General features: G+C 68.4%; 21 protein-coding genes. 12 read left to right on the top strand and 9 right to left on the bottom strand.

The features are described 5' to 3' along the window. Positions 1–16: 16 nt before the first annotated feature. Positions 17–256, bottom strand: coding sequence for a MoaD/ThiS family protein (locus ACFVWG_RS07270; RefSeq protein ID WP_391542281.1), 240 nt, complete (start codon positions 254–256; stop codon positions 17–19). 131 nt (positions 257–387) lie between these two features. On the opposite strand from ACFVWG_RS07270, the gene ACFVWG_RS07265 reads away from it, so the two are divergent. Then, the gene (locus tag ACFVWG_RS07265) at positions 388–1101 is read left to right on the top strand and encodes a winged helix-turn-helix domain-containing protein (protein WP_391542280.1); all 714 of its coding nucleotides are present in this window, start codon (positions 388–390) and stop codon (positions 1099–1101) included. A 44-nt stretch (positions 1102–1145) separates the two neighbouring features. Next, positions 1146–2516, top strand: coding sequence for a hypothetical protein (locus ACFVWG_RS07260; RefSeq protein ID WP_391542683.1), 1371 nt, complete (start codon positions 1146–1148; stop codon positions 2514–2516). Here ACFVWG_RS07260 and ACFVWG_RS07255 read toward each other — a convergent pair. The 3 genes from ACFVWG_RS07255 to ACFVWG_RS07245 are packed head-to-tail and all read right to left on the bottom strand — an operon-like array spanning position 2479 to position 4279. Continuing rightward, positions 2479–3090, bottom strand: a complete 612-nt coding sequence (locus ACFVWG_RS07255) for a hypothetical protein (RefSeq protein WP_391542279.1) — start codon at positions 3088–3090, stop codon at positions 2479–2481. The genes ACFVWG_RS07260 and ACFVWG_RS07255 overlap by 38 nt on opposite strands. Then, positions 3087–3653, bottom strand: a complete 567-nt coding sequence (locus tag ACFVWG_RS07250; protein ID WP_391542278.1) for a hypothetical protein — start codon at positions 3651–3653, stop codon at positions 3087–3089. The genes ACFVWG_RS07255 and ACFVWG_RS07250 overlap by 4 nt, the downstream gene beginning before the upstream one ends. Further along, positions 3650–4279 carry a hypothetical protein gene (locus ACFVWG_RS07245; RefSeq protein WP_391542277.1) on the bottom strand — a complete coding sequence of 210 codons (630 nt, stop codon included), beginning with the start codon at positions 4277–4279 and terminating at the stop codon, positions 3650–3652. Before ACFVWG_RS07245 ends, ACFVWG_RS07250 begins: the two co-directional genes overlap by 4 nt. A 46-nt stretch (positions 4280–4325) precedes the next feature. Here ACFVWG_RS07245 and arfB point away from each other — a divergent pair, with 46 nt between their 5' ends. The 7 genes from arfB to ACFVWG_RS07210 all read left to right on the top strand — a co-directional run bounded on the left by arfB (position 4326) and on the right by ACFVWG_RS07210 (position 9635). Then, entirely contained in the window at positions 4326–4754 is a 429-nt protein-coding gene (arfB, locus tag ACFVWG_RS07240) for an alternative ribosome rescue aminoacyl-tRNA hydrolase ArfB (RefSeq protein ID WP_391542276.1), read from the top strand. Between the two features lie 60 nt (positions 4755–4814). Next, a complete protein-coding gene (locus ACFVWG_RS07235) occupies positions 4815–5243 on the top strand; it encodes a TlpA family protein disulfide reductase (protein ID WP_391542275.1) in 429 nt (142 codons plus the stop codon). Between the two features lie 50 nt (positions 5244–5293). Beyond that, positions 5294–6226, top strand: coding sequence for an RDD family protein (locus ACFVWG_RS07230; protein ID WP_391542274.1), 933 nt, complete (start codon positions 5294–5296; stop codon positions 6224–6226). Between the two features lie 277 nt (positions 6227–6503). Next, on the top strand, positions 6504–6959 hold the full coding sequence (locus ACFVWG_RS07225; RefSeq protein ID WP_391542273.1) for a DUF4395 domain-containing protein: 456 nt from the start codon (positions 6504–6506) through the stop codon (positions 6957–6959). A 14-nt stretch (positions 6960–6973) separates the two neighbouring features. Further along, positions 6974–7822, top strand: coding sequence for a sulfurtransferase (locus tag ACFVWG_RS07220; RefSeq protein ID WP_391542272.1), 849 nt, complete (start codon positions 6974–6976; stop codon positions 7820–7822). A gap of 1 nt (position 7823) precedes the next feature. After that, a complete protein-coding gene (locus ACFVWG_RS07215) occupies positions 7824–8120 on the top strand; it encodes a DUF1416 domain-containing protein (protein ID WP_344159514.1) in 297 nt (98 codons plus the stop codon). 291 nt (positions 8121–8411) lie between these two features. After that, positions 8412–9635, top strand: a complete 1224-nt coding sequence (locus tag ACFVWG_RS07210) for a choice-of-anchor P family protein (RefSeq protein WP_391542271.1) — start codon at positions 8412–8414, stop codon at positions 9633–9635. A 100-nt stretch (positions 9636–9735) separates the two neighbouring features. On the opposite strand, the gene ACFVWG_RS07205 is transcribed toward ACFVWG_RS07210, so the two are convergent. Together ACFVWG_RS07205 and dtd are read right to left on the bottom strand one after the other, a co-directional pair. After that, on the bottom strand, positions 9736–10626 hold the full coding sequence (locus tag ACFVWG_RS07205; protein WP_391542270.1) for a GIY-YIG nuclease family protein: 891 nt from the start codon (positions 10624–10626) through the stop codon (positions 9736–9738). A gap of 1 nt (position 10627) precedes the next feature. Next, positions 10628–11053, bottom strand: a complete 426-nt coding sequence (dtd, locus tag ACFVWG_RS07200) for a D-aminoacyl-tRNA deacylase (RefSeq protein WP_391542269.1) — start codon at positions 11051–11053, stop codon at positions 10628–10630. A 95-nt stretch (positions 11054–11148) separates the two neighbouring features. On the opposite strand from dtd, the gene ACFVWG_RS07195 reads away from it, so the two are divergent. After that, entirely contained in the window at positions 11149–11979 is an 831-nt protein-coding gene (locus tag ACFVWG_RS07195) for a 3-keto-5-aminohexanoate cleavage protein (RefSeq protein ID WP_391542268.1), read from the top strand. On the opposite strand, the gene ACFVWG_RS07190 is transcribed toward ACFVWG_RS07195, so the two are convergent. Both ACFVWG_RS07190 and ACFVWG_RS07185 read right to left on the bottom strand, forming a co-directional pair. Then, positions 11916–12371 (bottom strand): hypothetical protein, encoded by a 456-nt coding sequence (locus ACFVWG_RS07190; protein ID WP_391542267.1) that lies wholly within the window; start codon positions 12369–12371, stop codon positions 11916–11918. The genes ACFVWG_RS07195 and ACFVWG_RS07190 overlap by 64 nt on opposite strands. Then, positions 12368–13438 (bottom strand): molybdopterin-dependent oxidoreductase, encoded by a 1071-nt coding sequence (locus tag ACFVWG_RS07185; protein WP_391542266.1) that lies wholly within the window; start codon positions 13436–13438, stop codon positions 12368–12370. The genes ACFVWG_RS07190 and ACFVWG_RS07185 overlap by 4 nt, the downstream gene beginning before the upstream one ends. Before the next feature lie 208 nt (positions 13439–13646). Between ACFVWG_RS07185 and ACFVWG_RS07180 the strand changes: the two genes are divergently transcribed. Then, a complete protein-coding gene (locus ACFVWG_RS07180) occupies positions 13647–14204 on the top strand; it encodes a hypothetical protein (RefSeq protein WP_391542265.1) in 558 nt (185 codons plus the stop codon). Then, positions 14204–15832 carry a hypothetical protein gene (locus ACFVWG_RS07175; protein WP_391542264.1) on the top strand — a complete coding sequence of 543 codons (1629 nt, stop codon included), beginning with the start codon at positions 14204–14206 and terminating at the stop codon, positions 15830–15832. The genes ACFVWG_RS07180 and ACFVWG_RS07175 overlap by 1 nt, the downstream gene beginning before the upstream one ends. Before the next feature lie 8 nt (positions 15833–15840). Here ACFVWG_RS07175 and ACFVWG_RS07170 read toward each other — a convergent pair whose 3' ends face one another. Further along, positions 15841–16203, bottom strand: a complete 363-nt coding sequence (locus tag ACFVWG_RS07170; RefSeq protein WP_391542263.1) for a DsrE family protein — start codon at positions 16201–16203, stop codon at positions 15841–15843. Positions 16204–16236 lie beyond the last annotated feature (33 nt).

Here is a 16236-nt window from a genome sequence, read left to right as displayed (position 1 = left end):
GAGAGTCCAGCCCCGCTCAGCCTCCGGCGAAGGGCGGCAGGGCGTCGACCTGAGCGCCCGCGGGCAGCAGCGTGGCAGGCGTGGCGCGCTCACCGTTCAGCAGGAAGGTGCACAGCGAGAGGACCCGTGCCAGCTCGGGGCGATCGGCCGACACGGTGGTGATCAGATCGCCGAGCGAAGCAGCCTGCGCGGTCGCGGTGGCCGCACCGGCAGCGCTGCGCGCGGCGGCGAAGTACCTGATGGTGACTTCCGGCATGTGGAGGCGACCTCACTAATCGGTTAAGTCTTCCGCTATTATGTCAGCTTGCTGTTGCTATCCAGTGTCGCGGGCCCCGGCAATGACGCCCTTGGGTCTGCCGCGCACCATGACCGGCACAGGGGGACAACGTGAGCACGTTGCTTCTGCTGACGAACGCACTGCAGGCCTCTACCGAGGTGCTGCCGTCGCTCGCGTTGTTACCGCACCAGATCCGGATCCTGCCCGCCGAGGTCGCCGCCCTGGTGGACGCCCCCGATGCGGACGCCGTCCTGCTGGACGCGCGGCGGGACCTGGTCGCCGTCCGCGGCGTCTCCCGCCTGATCCGTACGACGGGCATCGACGTACCGCTGATCCTCGTCGTCACCGAGGGTGGCCTGACCGCCGTCAACGCGGACTGGGGCGCCGACGACGTGCTGCTCGACACGGCCGGCCCGGCCGAGATCGAGGCCCGGCTGCGACTGGTGATCGGCCGGCTGGCCGCGACCCGCAACGAGGACCCGGACACCAGCCTGATCCGTACCGGTGACGTGGTGATCGACGAGGCGTCCTACACCGCGAAGCTGAACGGGCGCGCGCTCGACCTGACCTACAAGGAGTTCGAGCTGTTCAAGTTCCTGGCGCAGCACCCCGGGCGGGTGTTCACCCGGGAGCAGCTCCTCCAGGAGGTCTGGGGCTACGACTACTTCGGCGGCACCCGGACTGTGGACGTCCACGTCCGGCGGCTGCGGGCCAAGCTCGGCCCGGAGCACGAGCAGCTGATCGGTACCGTCCGCAACGTCGGCTACCGCTTCGTGGTCCCGCCGACCACCACCCAGCGCGAAACGGCCGAAGCCCCCGCCTGAGCACGAGCGACGCCCCTATGGGCAGGTAGATTCAGCGCGTGGCGATGGAGTCGGGGTCGTTGCTCACCACGGTGGGCCGCGCGGGGGTTTTGTTCGGCAAGGCGTGGCCGAGGCTGCTGGCGGTCTTTCTGGTCGCCCAGCTCGCGCACCGCGGCCTGCAGTGGGTGGCGGTCCAGGCGGGCGCCAAGGCCGAAGCGGCCGGTCTCGCCGTGCTGGCGCTGATCGTCGTGGTCTCACTGGCCATGTACGTCGGGATGTTCCTGGTGCTGCGCGGTGAACTGCCGTTCCACCGCCGGGCCGTTGCCGAGGGCATGCTTGCCCCGGACGGCGTCGAGCCCGGCAAGGAGAGCCGCCCGGTCGACGCACTGGCCGCGGCGCTGCTGCCGTTCCTGGCGTTCTACGCGGCGTACAAGTTCCTGCAGTCCGAGGCGCTCGACTACGAGTACAAGCTGGCCGTGCACCAGGCGAACGACACCCTCGGCAAGATGCTCGGTGGCGGAACCGTCTCCGAGCCGTCCCAAGGGCTGCAGTCGTTGTCGACCTGGCTGTTCATCGGCCTCGGTGTCGTGGCCTACCTGCTGCGCTTCGTGTTCAAGAAGTGGAAGCGGGAGAACGAAGGCCCGGTCCGCAAGCTGTTCATCACCTACCTCGAGGCACTCTGGATCTTCGTCGTCGCCTACCAGGCCACGTCGTACGTTCCCTCGCCGAAGCAGTGGCTGGAGGGGCGGCAGATCTGGCAGTGGGGGCACGACGCCTACATCTGGGTGCTCGACCACGCGCTGGGTGTGAACCAGGTCCGCGAGATCTGGGACGCCGTCACCGGGTTCATCGCGGCCGGTGTCGGTGACCTGTGGAGCGCCGCGGTGCTACCGCTGATGTGGATCACCATGACCGCGGTGATCTACGGCCGCGCCGTCCACAAGGCGCACAAGGAACCGCGCTGGCGCTTCGACCGGCTGACGAACCGCTGGCAGCAGACGCCGCGCTTCGTGCAGGCGGCCGGCAACTCCGTCGTCGCGGACTGGAAGGACCGCTGGACGCCGGTGGTGAACGCGTTCCGGCTGGTGATCCGGTCCGGGCTGCGCCCGATGCTCGGCTACTTCCTGGCCTGGGCGATCGTCACGTTCGCGGCCAGCGGGGTGTGGATCGCGCTGAAGCTCTGGGTGCTCGGCCCGCACACGCTGCCGTTCTGGCTGGTGATCGACGAGCCGCTCAGCCTGCTGACCGACGGCCTGAAGATCATGCTGCAGGTGAGCCTGCTCGCGGCCGCGTACGACCGGATGATCGGTGGCCTGGCCGGGTACTTCGATCGCGGCACGCACGCCGTCGTCGAGCAGGCCGACAGCGAGCAGGGCGGCGTCGCCGACCTGACCGCCGCTACCTCGGGAATGCCAGATACTCAGGTAGTTCCGTAGCCCACGTGATCGTCGGCTGCACGCCGGCCGCGACCGACTTCGGTACGACGAAGACTGCCACGGTCTCGTAAGGCTTCCCGGCGACCGGTTTCACGTAGTACTGGGCGAGCGGACCACGCCAGCTCTCCGGCTTCTCGTCGTACCCGCCGGTGCAGCCGTTCGGCCGGTCCTGGTAGTCGTCGGCGAGGATGTCCTCGTCCCAGATCCGCCCGTCCGGCGCGCGCAGGTGCACCTGGCAGCCGCCGAGACCCGGCTCGTCCAGGACCTTCAGGTCGTCGAGCTTGAGCCGGAAATGCACCCGGATCCGGGTGGTGCCCGGCGGCAGCGGATCAGCCGCACCGGCCCGCTTGGGCTCTGGGTTCTCCTCGACACTGGCGGCGTACCAAACCGCTCCCTCGTACGGCGTTCCACCGTCCGCGACGACGACCGCGTCACGCGGCTCCGCGTCGTACCAGGACTTGTAGTCCGACTGCGTCGTCCACCACCCGGCCAGCGGCACGGTGACGACGAGCGACGCGAGAGCGGCGACGTTCTTGCTGAACCAGCCCCGGCGGGCGCGGCGTGCGCTGCTCATGAGTCGCTCGCCTTGGTGAAGGTGACGACCGCGCCCACGGTGGGGTTCTTCACGTCGAGCGGGATGTTCACCTCGGGCTCGAGGTCGTTCATGATCGACTTCTCCATCACCTGCAAGGTTGCTCCCGGCAACTTGTCGGCCGGCATCTCGACCACGAACGCACCGTGCGCCGGGATCCCCGGCGCGAACTGGAACCCGGTCAGGTCGACCCGGTCCAGGCCGCTGCGGTTGGCGCCGAGATAGGTGATCCCGTCGGAGCTGCGGATCTGCACCCGGTTCAGGTGGATCGGCTCCTGGGTCGCCGTGACGGTCGCGTCCACGACGACGAAGCTGGTCGGGGTCTTGCGGTCCGGCGCGCTGTTCGGGATCTTCAGCGTCTTGCCGACCCGCACCGCGTCGACGGTGAGCTTGAACCGGCCGGCGTCCACCGCGCGACCGACGATGCCGTTCACCGGCGTCGGGTCCTGGATGTCCTTCTGGGTCGGGGTCAGCCGGTAGAGGCCGATGATCGCGACCAGGACGGCGACGGTCAGGACGCCGTTGAGGAGCTTGCGGCCGGTCACTTCGTGTTGTCCTTGACCTTGATCGTGCCCTCGGCGGCGATTGCGTCCGGCAACCATTTCTCGTGGTGGTCCAGGATCGACTCGTCGGAGTGCTCGTAGCCCTGCACGGTGACCTTGACCTCGGTCGGCAGCTCGGAGAGCTTCGGCAGCTTCCAGACGAAGGCCACCTGCTGCTCGGTGTCCGGGGTGAGTACCGGGTTCATCGTCTCGTCGTCGATGGTGGTGGTCCCCATCGGCGCCTCGGTCTCCTTGATCCCCGGTACGCCGACCAGCCGGAACAGGTCCGACGGCGGAGTCGTCCCGATGTGGTCGGTGACCTTGATCCGGGCCACGATCGCGATCAGCGCGCCACCCGGCTCCGGCTGGAACAGCGGCTTCAGATCCTTCACCGTGACCACCCGGTCGACGGTCACGGCGAACTGGCCGGCATCCACCGCCGTACCAGCGGTCAGCGGCGGAACCTCGGCCGAAGCCTTGCCCAGACCGCCGAAAGCGGCCGAGACCGCCAGCAGTACGGCGGCCGCACCGATCACCCATGTCTTCACCGAACGCCCGCGGACCTTGAAGTTCGCCAGCTCCGGAAGCTCTTCGGGCTCTTCCTGCTCCGCCCGCCCCGTCTCCTGCACGGGAAAAGGGTAACGAGGATCAGGGGCAACACGGTCTAATAGGCCTGTGGAGGAGACGGGGCTGATCGTGCGACCGGGGCTGGTGATCCCCGAGGGAGAGCTGAGCTGGCGGTTCTCCCGGTCGAGCGGGCCGGGCGGGCAGTCGGTGAACACCACCGACAGCCGTGTCGAGCTCAGCTTCGATCTGGCCGGTACGACGGTTCTGTCCGGCGTACTGAAGACGCGCGCGCTGGAGCGGCTGGAGTCCCGGCTCGTGGACGGGGTGCTGACGATCGCGGCCTCGGAGTACAAGTCGCAGTGGCGGAACCGGGAAGCTGCCCGGGCCCGGCTGGCGGCGCTGCTGCGGGAGTCGATCGCGCCCCCGCCACCACCGCGGCGGCCGACCAAGCCCAGCAAGGGTTCGGTGCGACGGAGGCTGGATGCGAAAACCCGCCGCGGCCAGACCAAGCGCCTGCGGTCCCGCCCCGAGGACTGATTGTCCACCTAGTGATACAGCGGGTGGAGCTCAAAAACCACCGACGTACTCTGGTTTGTTGTGAGCCTAGGTCTGTGGGTGCTGGCCGGCGCGCTCGTCGCCGGAGTGGTCCTCAGCGTGCTCAAATCCTGGATCGACGGGCGATTCCGGGGGAAGGCGAGTGAAGTGGACAGGATCTCCGCAGCCGACGTAGGTGTCGAGCTCGGCGAGCGGGCCACTCTCCTGCAGTTCTCCTCCGCCTTCTGCGCGCCCTGCCGGGTGACGCGGCGGACGCTGGCCGAGGTCGAGGGCATGGTCGAAGGAGTCCGGCACGTCGAGCTGGACGCGGAGTCGCACCTGGACCTGGTCCGGAAGCTCGACATCCTGCGGACGCCGACCACGCTGGTGCTCGACAGCACCGGAGCGGTGGTCAAGCGCGCGAGCGGTGCCCCGCGCAAGCCGGATGTGATCGCGGCCCTCGCTACCGCGATCGACCACCAGCCAAACTGATACCTGCACCTGGATGGCGCTTTGCCCTGCTGGTGGGCAATGCTTTGCCCGTGAGCTTCCCAGCAGGTTGGTACGACGACCCACAGAACCCCACCCAGCAGCGTTACTGGGACGGCAGTGTCTGGACAGATCAGCGCCGTCCGCGGGAGCAGCCGTCGCCGTACCAGGGCCAGTACGGGCAGCCCGCGCAGGGCCAGCCGCAGTACGGGCAGCCCGCGCAGCACGGCCAGGTGTACGGCGGCGGCCAGGCGCAGCCTCCTGTGCCGGACCGGCCGGTCTACGGGCAGCCTGGTCCCCAGCAGCCGCCGCCTCAGTACGGTCAGCCGGCCCAGTTCGGTCAGTCGGGCCAGCAGGGCTACCCGGCGTACCCGCAGACGCAGCAGCAGGGTTACGGGGCCTATCCGCAGCAGCAAGGCGGCTATGGCTACCCCGGCCAGAACCGCTTCACGACTCCGGACGGCCAGCCGCTGTCGGGCTGGTGGCGCCGCGTTGCCGCCCGCATCATCGACAACATCCTTGCAGGCATCGTCGCGCTGCCGTTCACGGGCTACTTCATCTGGCAGTACATGCAATGGGCGCTGGACTACTTCCAGGACGTGCTCGACTCGGCGCAGGCCGGTGGGCCGCCGCCGACCTCCTCAATTCCGCCCGAGGTCTACAAGTGGATCATTCCGATCACGCTGATCAGCATCGCGGTCTCGTTCGCGTACGAGTTCCTCTTCCTGACCAAGAAGGGTGCGACCCCGGGCAAGATGGCCCTGGGGATCGCTGTCCGGATGCGGGAACGCCCGGGCCTGCCGAGCAACGTGGCGATCGCCAAGCGCGCAGGCTTCTTCGCCGCGATCAGCCTGCTCAGCTTGATCCCGGTGGTCGGCACTCTGCTCGCGCTGGTCTCACTGCTCGACGATCTGTGGCCGCTGTGGGACGACAAGAAGCAGGCGCTGCACGACAAGGTCGCTGAGACGAACGTCGTTCGCACGTAACGCCATCCGCATGGTGAACAGTTGTCTCACCCAGTGGGACAACCGTGAACCGGCCGTCACGATGTCCGTACTCTCGGACCGTGGAGTACACGACCTTGCTGACCAAGCGCCGCGCAGTGGACAACTGCCGCATGCGCTCGTCGCTGTGTCGTTGCCGCTGACCAGGCGGCGTCCCGAGCGCTGCGGAACCGGCATCTGAGCACGGTTCCGCGTACGTCGTCTCCCCCGCACAGCACGGGCGGGTCCGGCTCGAACCACTCCTCCTCCAGGAGTCGTCATGTCCGACCAGACGGCCAAGCAAGCCTCTCCCCAGGTGGACCCGCGAGGGCTCCGGTTCGCAGCCGGTGTGACCGCGGTTCTGCTGGCGTTGACCCTGATCCTCGGTAATCCGTGGATCCTGGCGGTCCAGACGCTGGTCTTCGCGATCGGTGTCGTGTTCGGTGTCCAGGCGTCGCCGTACGGGCAGCTGTTCAAGCGGCTGATCCGTCCGCGGCTGGCACCGCCCAAGGAGTTGGAGGACGCGGCGCCGCCGCGGTTCGCACAGCTGGTCGGGCTGATCTTCGCGATCGCCGGCCTGATCGGCTACCTGAGCGGCGCGACCGTGCTCGGAGTGGTCGCCACCGGATTCGCCCTGGTCGCCGCGTTCGTGAACGCGGCAGTGGGGCTCTGCCTCGGCTGCGAGGCCTTTTTGCTGATCCAACGCATTCGTACGCCAACCACCGCTACCAATTAAGAGAGGCAGCACACATGAGCAGGGAATCCGCGCTCGTCTCGGCCGACTGGGTCGAAGAGCACAAGAACGACGCCAACGTGGTCCTGATCGAGGTCGACGAAGACGTCTCGGCGTACGACGCCGGCCACATCGCCGGTGCGATCAAGCTGGACTGGAAGGACGACCTGCAGGACCCGGTACGCCGGGACTTCGTCAACCAGCAGCAGTTCCAGGAGCTGCTCTCCGGTCGCGGTGTCAAGAACGACGACACGGTCGTGCTGTACGGCGGCAACAACAACTGGTTCGCCGCCTACGCCTTCTGGTACTTCAAGCTCTACGGCCACGGTGACGTCCGCCTGCTCGACGGCGGCCGCAAGCGCTGGGAGCTGGACAGCCGCGAGCTGACCGACGAGGCCGTCAAGCGCGAGGCCACCGAGTACGTCGCAGCAGAGCCGGACCTGAACATCCGCGCCTTCCGCGACGAGGTGCAGGAGGCCATCGGCGTCAAGAACCTGGTGGACGTCCGTAGCCCCGACGAGTACGCCGGCCGGCTGCTCGCCCCGGCCCACCTGCCGCAGGAGCAGGCCCAGCGTGCGGGTCACATCCCGACCGCGGCCAGCATCCCGTGGAGCAAGGCGGCCAACGACGACGGCACCTTCCGCTCCGACGACGAGCTGAAGACCCTGTACGCCGACGCCGGGGTCGACTTCGGCAAGGACACCATCGCGTACTGCCGGATCGGCGAGCGCTCGGCGCACACCTGGTTCGTGCTGCACGAGCTGCTCGGCCAGGAGAACGTCAAGAACTACGACGGCTCGTGGACCGAGTGGGGCTCGCTGGTCGGCGTACCGGTCGCCCTCGGCGACGAGCCCGGGGAGGCCTGACATGTGCGGAGCCAAGAAGGGCGGCCTTGATCTCAAGGGCGTCGATGTGGACAAGGAAGCCGTGATCCAGGGCCAGGTACTGCGCGGCGAGGAGCCGGTCGGCGGCGCCTACGTGCGGTTGCTGGACGCAACTGGTGAGTTCACGGCCGAGGTACCGACGTCGGCGACCGGGCACTTCCGGTTCTTCGCCAAGCCGGGCGAGTGGACGCTGCGCACGCTGGCGCCGAAGGCCGACCCGGTCGACCGCCAGGTTGTCGCCCAGTATGGCGCGGTCGCGGAAGTGGCCGTTACCGTCTGACATCTCGCTCGTTACTGAAGGTGCCGCCGTCACGGGACGGTAGCCCACCCTGAGGCAGTTCCCGAAGGGCCCGGACCTTGCGCGTCCGGGCCCTTCGGTATGCCCGGAAACCCTTGTGGACAAGGCGGCCGCGGTCATTCGACCGGGGTTATGGCTGCCGGGGCAACGACCTCGAAGGTCACGGTTTGGTCTCGGAGCGCATCAGGCTCGTTACCTACCGCAACCGCCCGAGTTGTGCTCTGTGTCCTGGCCCGCGCTACGGGTCATGTCATCACTCAGGGAGGAGGGGTCATGGGACCCCGCATCAACAAGAAGCTCGCCGCCGTCGGTGTAGCGGCGGTCGTCGGCGTCGCTTCTACGATCGCGCTGACTTCAGGCTCGGCGTCCGCGTCGCCGGTTTTCGGCTACAGCGGATACGGCATCGGCGTTGAGGCCAAGGGCGGCATCGTCAACGGTGGCGCGCAGACCGTCAGCACGATCAGCTGCACCACGGACTCTTCGGCGAAGATGTCGAACGACGTCGCCGCGGCGAACGTCAACAACCAGGCCATCGCGCGCACTGTGCGGACCGATACCCACGCCTTCAACGACAAGAGCGGGAACGGCGTCACCAGCAACGCGTCCGCCGTCGACGTCAAGGTGGGCGACCTGCTGCACCTGACGGGTGTGAAGACGACCACCACGGCGGTCTACAAGAACGGCAAGCTGTCCTACACCGGTAACACGACCTACGCGGGCGTGAAGATCGGCAACATCTCGGTGCCGTCGCTGCTGAAGCCGGCTCCGAACACCAAGGTCGCGGTTCCGGGCCTGGGCTACATCGTGCTGAACCGGGTCGGTGGCGTGAAGTCCGCCAACGGCATCTACTCGTACGCGCAGGGCGTCGTGCTCTTCGCGAACGTGAAGAACAAGTACATCCCGGAGGGCATCGAGGTCGCGGTCCTGAAGACCCGCGCCGAGATCTCCAAGCCGGCCACCGCGGTCGTCTTCGGTGACGCCTACGTGACCAAGGCGAACGTCGACAAGCTGGTCGTCTCCGGCCCGACGTCGTACCAGGCCACCTGCAAGGGCACCGAGGGCAAGACGATTCGCCAGGCAGTCGGCGAGGTCGTCATCCCGAAGGTCGCCTACGTCGGTGCCGCGTACACCACCAAGAACGGCTACCAGAACGAGAACAAGGCCGCCGTCACCTTCACCTCGCACGTCGCGGGCGTCAAGGTCGGCAACCTGTCGATCGGTGCGATCAACTCCGAGGCCTACGCCTCGAAGACCAAGGACGGCAAGTACGCCGTTGCTTACAAGTCGAACATCGCCTCGATCACCGTGAACGGTAAGACCTACCCGGTCAAGACCGGCGTGAACTCCACGCTGGACATCCCCGGCATCGCCAAGCTGACCTTCAACCAGGTCAAGAAGCAGCAGCGGTACATCTCCGTGAACGCGCTCGTGATCGACGTCTACAGCCTGAACACCAAGGTTGTCGTCGGCCACTCCGCCGCGGGCGTCATCGGCTGATTCAGCCAACTGTCTGAGTCGAACCTCACCGTCTCAGAAATTTGAGAACCACCCCGGGCCTGTCAAGGTCTGGGGTGGTTTTCTTCATGCCGGGCTGTGTTTATCTCAAGAGGAGCGCAGCGAGCTCAGCGTTGCGTTGGGCAAACAACTGCCACCCGACCGGAGTCGCCGCCACCCGGTTGCGAGCGGTGCGTTCGGTCATCGCCTGCTGGGTCCAGGTCCGGACCCGCCCGTCGCGCAGCCCGAAGCCGACCATGACCCCGTCGGCCCAGCCGAACACATCGGCGTCGTCGGCTGTCAGCCGCGACACCTTCTGCTCGGCCACGATCCACTCGAATGCCGCGAGTTCGTCCTGCAACTTCCCCGCGAACTCGAACCGCAGTGCTCCCGCCGCCAGGTCGCGCCGCCGCATCAACTCGCCCCGAACCGCTTCCACCGCAGCAGGCTCCCGATCCAGTACGGCGTACGCGGCCTGCGTGAGCGTCTCCCGATCATCGGGGCCGACGCCGAAGAGCTTCGCGAACTCTCGCACCGACCCGGTGGCGTCGGTCGTGTAGTGCAACGGGATCACGCGTTGCAGCGCCGAGATCGCCTGCCGCACGCGCAGGCCGCCCAGATAGGGGCCGAAGTGCTTGCTCGTCGAGCCGAGGTCGTGCGTGAACCGCGGTCCGTCCGCGTCGAAGCGGATGTACCCGACCACCTCCGAGCCGCCTTCGGAGATGTTCCAGCGCGGCTTGGTGTGTTCGAGCAGGTTGCGCTCGAGCCAGGCCGCCTCGTGGTCGGAGTCGCACCAGGCGCCCTCGACGCGGGCGATCCGGTTCACCATCCTGGCCAGTTGCGGCCGATCGCCGAGATGGGTCCAGTACGACAGCACGCGGCGGCGCAGGTTGACCGCGCGGCCGATGTAGAGGACCCGTCCGCGGTCGTCGCGGAAGCGGTAGACACCGGGCGCCTGTGGCAGTCGGCGGGCGACCAGACGGGCCTGGTTCATGTCAGGCGTCGAGGATCAGGGTGACGGGACCGTCGTTGACCAGGGCGACCTTCATGTCGGCGCCGAAGCGGCCGCGCTCCACCTTGGCGCCCAACTCCTCCAGCGCGGCGCAGAAAGCGTCGTACAGGGGTTCGGAGACAGGGCCGGGTGCGGCCGCGCTCCAGGATGGGCGGCGGCCCTTGCGGGTGTCGGCGTACAGGGTGAACTGGCTGATGGCGAGGATCGGCGCCTGCTCGTCGGCGGCGGAGCGCTCGTCGTGGAGGATGCGCAGGGTCCAGATCTTGGCGGCCAGGGTCTTCGCCGTCGCGGGGGTGTCGTCGTGGGTCACGCCGAGCAGGACCAGCAGGCCCGGTTCGTCGATCGCGCCGACCACGGCCCCGTCGACGGTGACGGAGGCCTGACTGACTCGCTGCACCACTGCTCTCATGGCCTCTATCCTGCCGTGCCGGAAGATATCCTGCGAGTCTGTCGTCAGGCCGCTGAATATCCCGCCTCGGCCGATGATCTGGCAGTATTTGTTCCATGGCCTCGACGATGATCACCGTTGCCCCCACCGGCGCCGAGACGGCGAAGGCGGACTGCCCCGCGCTCCCGACGACACTCGACGAACTGGTCGAGACCGCCAAGCGCTGCGAGGCGGCCGGGGCCGCGATGATCCATTTGCACATCCGCGACGGTGAGCACCGCCCGACGCTCGACGTCGGCCGGCTGACCGAGGCGGTCGCCGCGATCCGGGCGAACACCGCCCTGATCGTCCAGCTCTCGAGCGGCGGCGCGGTCACCGATCCTTACGACCACCGGCTGCGGGTGCTCGACGCCGAGCCGGACTCGTGCTCGCTGACGATGGGCACGGTGAACTTCGGCGACGACGTCTTCATGAACCCGTGGCCGTTCGTCACCGAGCTCTATCAGCTGAGCCAGGAGCGCGAGATCGTCCCGGAGTTCGAGCTGTTCGATCTCGGCCACGTCGCCGCGCTGCACCGGTTGCTGGACAAGTTCGGCCTCCCGTACGGCGGTCGCGTGCACTGCGACCTGGTGATGGGCGTCCCCGGTGGCATGCCCGGTACGACGGACGCTCTGGTGGCCGCGGTGAACGCATTGCCGGCCGCGGTGACGTCCTGGTCCGCGACCGGCATCGGGCGTACGGCGATCACGGTCGCCCTGGCCGCGTTGTCGAAGGGCGGCCACCTCCGGGTCGGGATGGAGGACACCCTGACCTTGGCGAAGGGGCAGCCGGTGAACCACAACGCCGAACTGGTCGAGCGCGCCGCCGCCCTCGCGACGATGGCTCAGCGGCCGCCGATGTCGCCGGACGAGGCCCGTGACCTTCTGAACGTCAAGCGCGATCGCTGAAGCAGGAAGATGACGGTCCCGCTGACGATGATCGTTGCTTCGAGCAATAACCAGTCGCGGAGATAGTCGCGGGGCAGGACGGTCGGGTTGGCGCCCTTGCCCTGCCGCAGCAGGAGCGGGATCGCGATCAGGGTCGTGATACCGACGTACAGCAAGGTGGTTCGGACCGCGCCGACCGTGCGGTGGTGGCCGGGGCCGATCGACCAGCGGGTGACGAGCCAGCCGATGGCGACGGTGGTCGGGACGAGGAAGAAGTCGTCCGCGATCACCACGCCGCCGAGCCAGAGCGGTAAGCGGATCAGCTGCGGCAGTTGCAAGGACTGGAACATCAGCCAGACGCCCCAGAGGCCGAAGCCGACGCCGACGGCTGCCAGGGCGGCGCGGGTCTTCATGAGATGACCTCCAGTCGGTGCACCCATTTGGTCTGCAGGACGCCGGGGCGGTTGGGCGCGATGATGCGCGCAGGGAAGCCGTGGTCGAGCGCGAGCTCAGCGCCGTTCAGCCGGAGCGCGAGCAGGGTGAGCGGGTCGGCGGCGTACTCGGGCGGAAGTTCGGTGGTCGCGTAGAAGCCGCCCTTCTCCATCGAGACGACGCGGACGCGGGATGTCGCTGGGGCGCCGCAGAGGTGCAGCAGGTCGCGGATCCGGATGCCTTCCCAGCGGGCGCCTTGGCTCCAGCCTTCGACGCAGGCGATCGGCAGGTCGGAACGGCTTTGCGGGAGGCTTTGCAGCTGGTCGAGCGTGTAGGACAGTTGCTGAGGGCCACTAATCGTGAAGCGCCAGTCGGCGGCGATACCGACGACGCCGGCATCGTGGGCGGTCCGGTTGACGGGCAGACCTTGCGGGCCCACGTTCGGCTTGCGGGGCGCGAGGACGGCGACCGGGCCGAAGGCGGGAACCGACTGGCCGATCGTGCTGAGACCGACCAGCGATGCGGCGCCCGCGACCGTGCGGAACAGCCCGCGCCGGGTCAGCCCGGTGATTGCTGGAGGCAACGACTCGGCCACGACTTCCGCCGTACGGCGCCAATGGGTGCGGATCAGCGGGAGCTTGACGGCGATGTGGACCAGCAGGGAACCGATGATGATCCAGGCCAGCGCGTAATGCGTTTCCTTGAAGGGGAACGGCCACGGATACCACTGCAGGGTGTTGAGGTAGCCGATGAACAGCTCGAGGGCCATCGCCGCGACGAGGACGAGGATCGACGCCTTCTCCAGCATGCCTTTGAGGTCGGGCTTGCTGAACAGCTTGGGGTAGACGGTCCAGAGCTTTGCCAGCAGCAACGGTACGGCGACTGTCCCGCTCAGCACGTGCAGTCCCTGCGTGACGCGGTACAGGGACGCCGGGCGGCTCGGGATGTGCAGCCAGGTAGGCGTTTGCTGCTGGAAATGGCTGAACAGACCGGTCAGGAAGCAGACCAGTACGGCGACGGCCAGCCAGCGCCCGATCACCGTGGCCACCCGGGGATGGTGCAGCGGCGACCGGAATGTCGGAGGGGCCGGAAGCTTCATGACTCAACTACACCGCAGATCCCGGCGGCTGAGCGGCGCTGAACGGTTACTGCTCGCGAACGGGATCCGTTGCACCTTCCGGCACGTCTATCGAGGGGGTGCACGGACCGTTCAAGCAATAGGCTGGGTCAGATCAGGCGAGAGGAGTGAGTGGCAGGTGCAGACGCAGCAGCGGTCGTCCGAGGACGACGAACGCGCGATGGCGGACCTGGCCGAGGTGTCCGACTGGACCTCGGTGTGGGGACCGCCCGGGGCCGGCCCGGAAGCGATCCGGCAGCGCGTCCTGCGGGTCACCGCTGTCACTGGCTGGCAGCCGTGGGCGCCGGGGAACATCGACCCCGAGCGGTTCACCTGGGGCCTGGTCACCCCGCGCGAGACGGTCATGCTGTTGCTGCCGGACGCCGTACTGCCGGAGAGCCCGCGCAGTGGCTGGTCGGCGTACGAGATCGGACCGGGGGAGCTCGAGCTGGCCGAAGAAGGCCTGGACGAGTACTGGCCGGCCGAGATCGAGCGTGGCCGCCGGCACTGGGGCGCCCCGGTGTACGTCGGACCTGGATCGGATCCGCGGGTGCCGCCGGAGTGGCGGAACCGGCGGCGGCATCTGGCCGTCTGGCTGAAGCCCGGCGCCGAGTTCCACCTGTATGCCACGCAACCTGATGCGGAGACCCCGCAGGCCGGTTTCGGGTACTCCGTCTATGCGAGCGAGGTCGCCTGATGGCTGATGAAGCCGATGAGATGCTGGAAATCCTGTTGAAGCAGGTCCAGCGGCTTGCCCGCCAGCTGAACAGCTTCCGCCAGCAGCTCGAGCGGAACCGGCAGGCGCAGATGCCGCGCTCGCTGATGGAGGAGATCCGGAACGTCCGGCAGCACCACCCGGACATCGATCGGGCGATGAACGACCGGGCTCCGGCCGATCAGTACGGACGCGTTGAGCAGCAGCTGCAGGTGCTGCGGCAGCGCGAGGCCGACCTGCGCCGCCAGCTCGACGACCGGCAGCGGGAGCTCGAGGCGAACCAGGATCTGAACCGCGACGGGAACCCCGACGACTCGCGCAACGATCGGGGCGAGCGCGACGAGGTCACCGACGACCGCGACGAGCGGGACGAGCAGGAGCAGCAGGACGAGCGGGAGCGCGACGAGCAGGAGCAGCGCGAGCGCGAAGAGGAGGAGCGGCAGCGCCAGGAGGAAGAGGAGCGCCGTCGCGAGGAAGAGGAGCGCAAGCGGCGCGAGCAGGAGGAGAGCCGCGGCGAGCGCGAAGGCGAGACCGGTACGCCGGGGGCCGACGTACCGGCCGAGGCGGTCGGAGTCGACGCGGCGGGGGCTGCTGCGGCTGCGGACTACGAGCGCGACGCCCGGCAGATGGAGCAGGAGTTCGAGGCCGAGAGCCAGCAGATCCACGACAACTTCGAGGCCAAGAGCGAGCAGATGCGCTCCGACTTCGAGGCGAACCGGGACGGTCTGGGCTTCAGCGACGAGATGGAGCAGGCCCGGACCGAGGCCGAGCAGCGTGGGGAGCTCTCGCCGCGTGAGGTCGACGAGCAGCAGGCCGGTGACCAGCAGGGGCAGGACCCGGTGGAGACCCGCCAGGAGCCGCTCCAGGAGCAGTCCCAGCAAGAGCAGTCCCAGCAGGAGCAGTCCCAGCAGGAGCCGGTCCAGCAGGAACAGTCCCAGCAGGAGCGCGTTCAGCAGGAGCAGCGCGAGCAGGCCCGGCAGGAGCAAGAGCGCCAGGAGCAGGCTCAGGAGTCCCAGCAGGAGCAGCCCGGCCTGGCTCAGGACGCGCAGGAGCAGACGCAGGAGCAGACGCAGGAACAGGCCCGCGAGCAGGAGGAGCGCGACCCGCAGGAGCGGGAAGAGCGCGAGCAGCAGACCGAGTCGACCGAGCAGGAGGGCCGGGACGGTGACGGGCCGGAGAGCCGGCGCGAGGAGGAGACCGAGCGGCAGGACGAGGACCGCGAGCAGGCTGACGTCGGCACCGGGGAGGCCTTCGCGACCGGCGGTGACCACGAGGTGGCGGACCAGGCGGCCGAGCAGGCGGAGGAGCCCGACGGACGCGTGCAGGCAGTCGATCAGGTGCTGGAGCGGGAACGGATCGACCGGGAGAACCAGCAGGGCGCCAACCCCCAGGACGGGTCGAGCCGGAGCGGCATGTCACCGGACGAGATCCGCCAGGCCCAGGAAAAGTACAGCTCCGGTGCGCCGAACCCGAGTGGCGCCGTACAAGGCCGGCCCGACGCGGAGGCGCTGGGCGGTCGCGGCGGCGACAACCCCGGCCGTGCTCACGAGAGAGCCACCAACCGCGGTGGTCGCGGCAAGGACGGCCCCGAGCTGAGCAGAGGTCAGTAGACGCGGTGCTAGTAGACGATGGCTTGGGCGTTGTCGGCCAGGATCTCCTCGGTGAACGTGGGCGCTCCGGCGATCCGGGTCCCGGGGAGCAGGTCGGCCTCGGTCAGGTCCCGACGCTTCACGCACTGCGTGCACGCCGTGAGCTGACCGCCTTCCAGGACCGCTGCGAGCAGGTCGGCGAGCGGTGCCGCGTGCGGAAGCTCGAAGGCCCCGGCCCGGCCCGGTACGGCGAACCAGACCGCCTCACCGGTCAGCCAGAGCGACACCTCTGCACCGGCTGCGACCGCCGTGGCGGCGACCGTGAAGGCCTGGTTGGCGCGCTCGGCCTCTTCGGCACCTGCGGTCAGTTTGATCACCAGCGTGCGGGACATCACGCCACGGTAGCCGAAGGCCCGCGAACCATC

The organism is Kribbella sp. NPDC058245 (assembly GCF_042882005.1).
GTDB lineage: Bacteria > Actinomycetota > Actinomycetes > Propionibacteriales > Kribbellaceae > Kribbella.
Note: the sequence above shows the minus strand (reverse complement) of the source record. Positions and strands in the feature narration are given on the sequence as shown.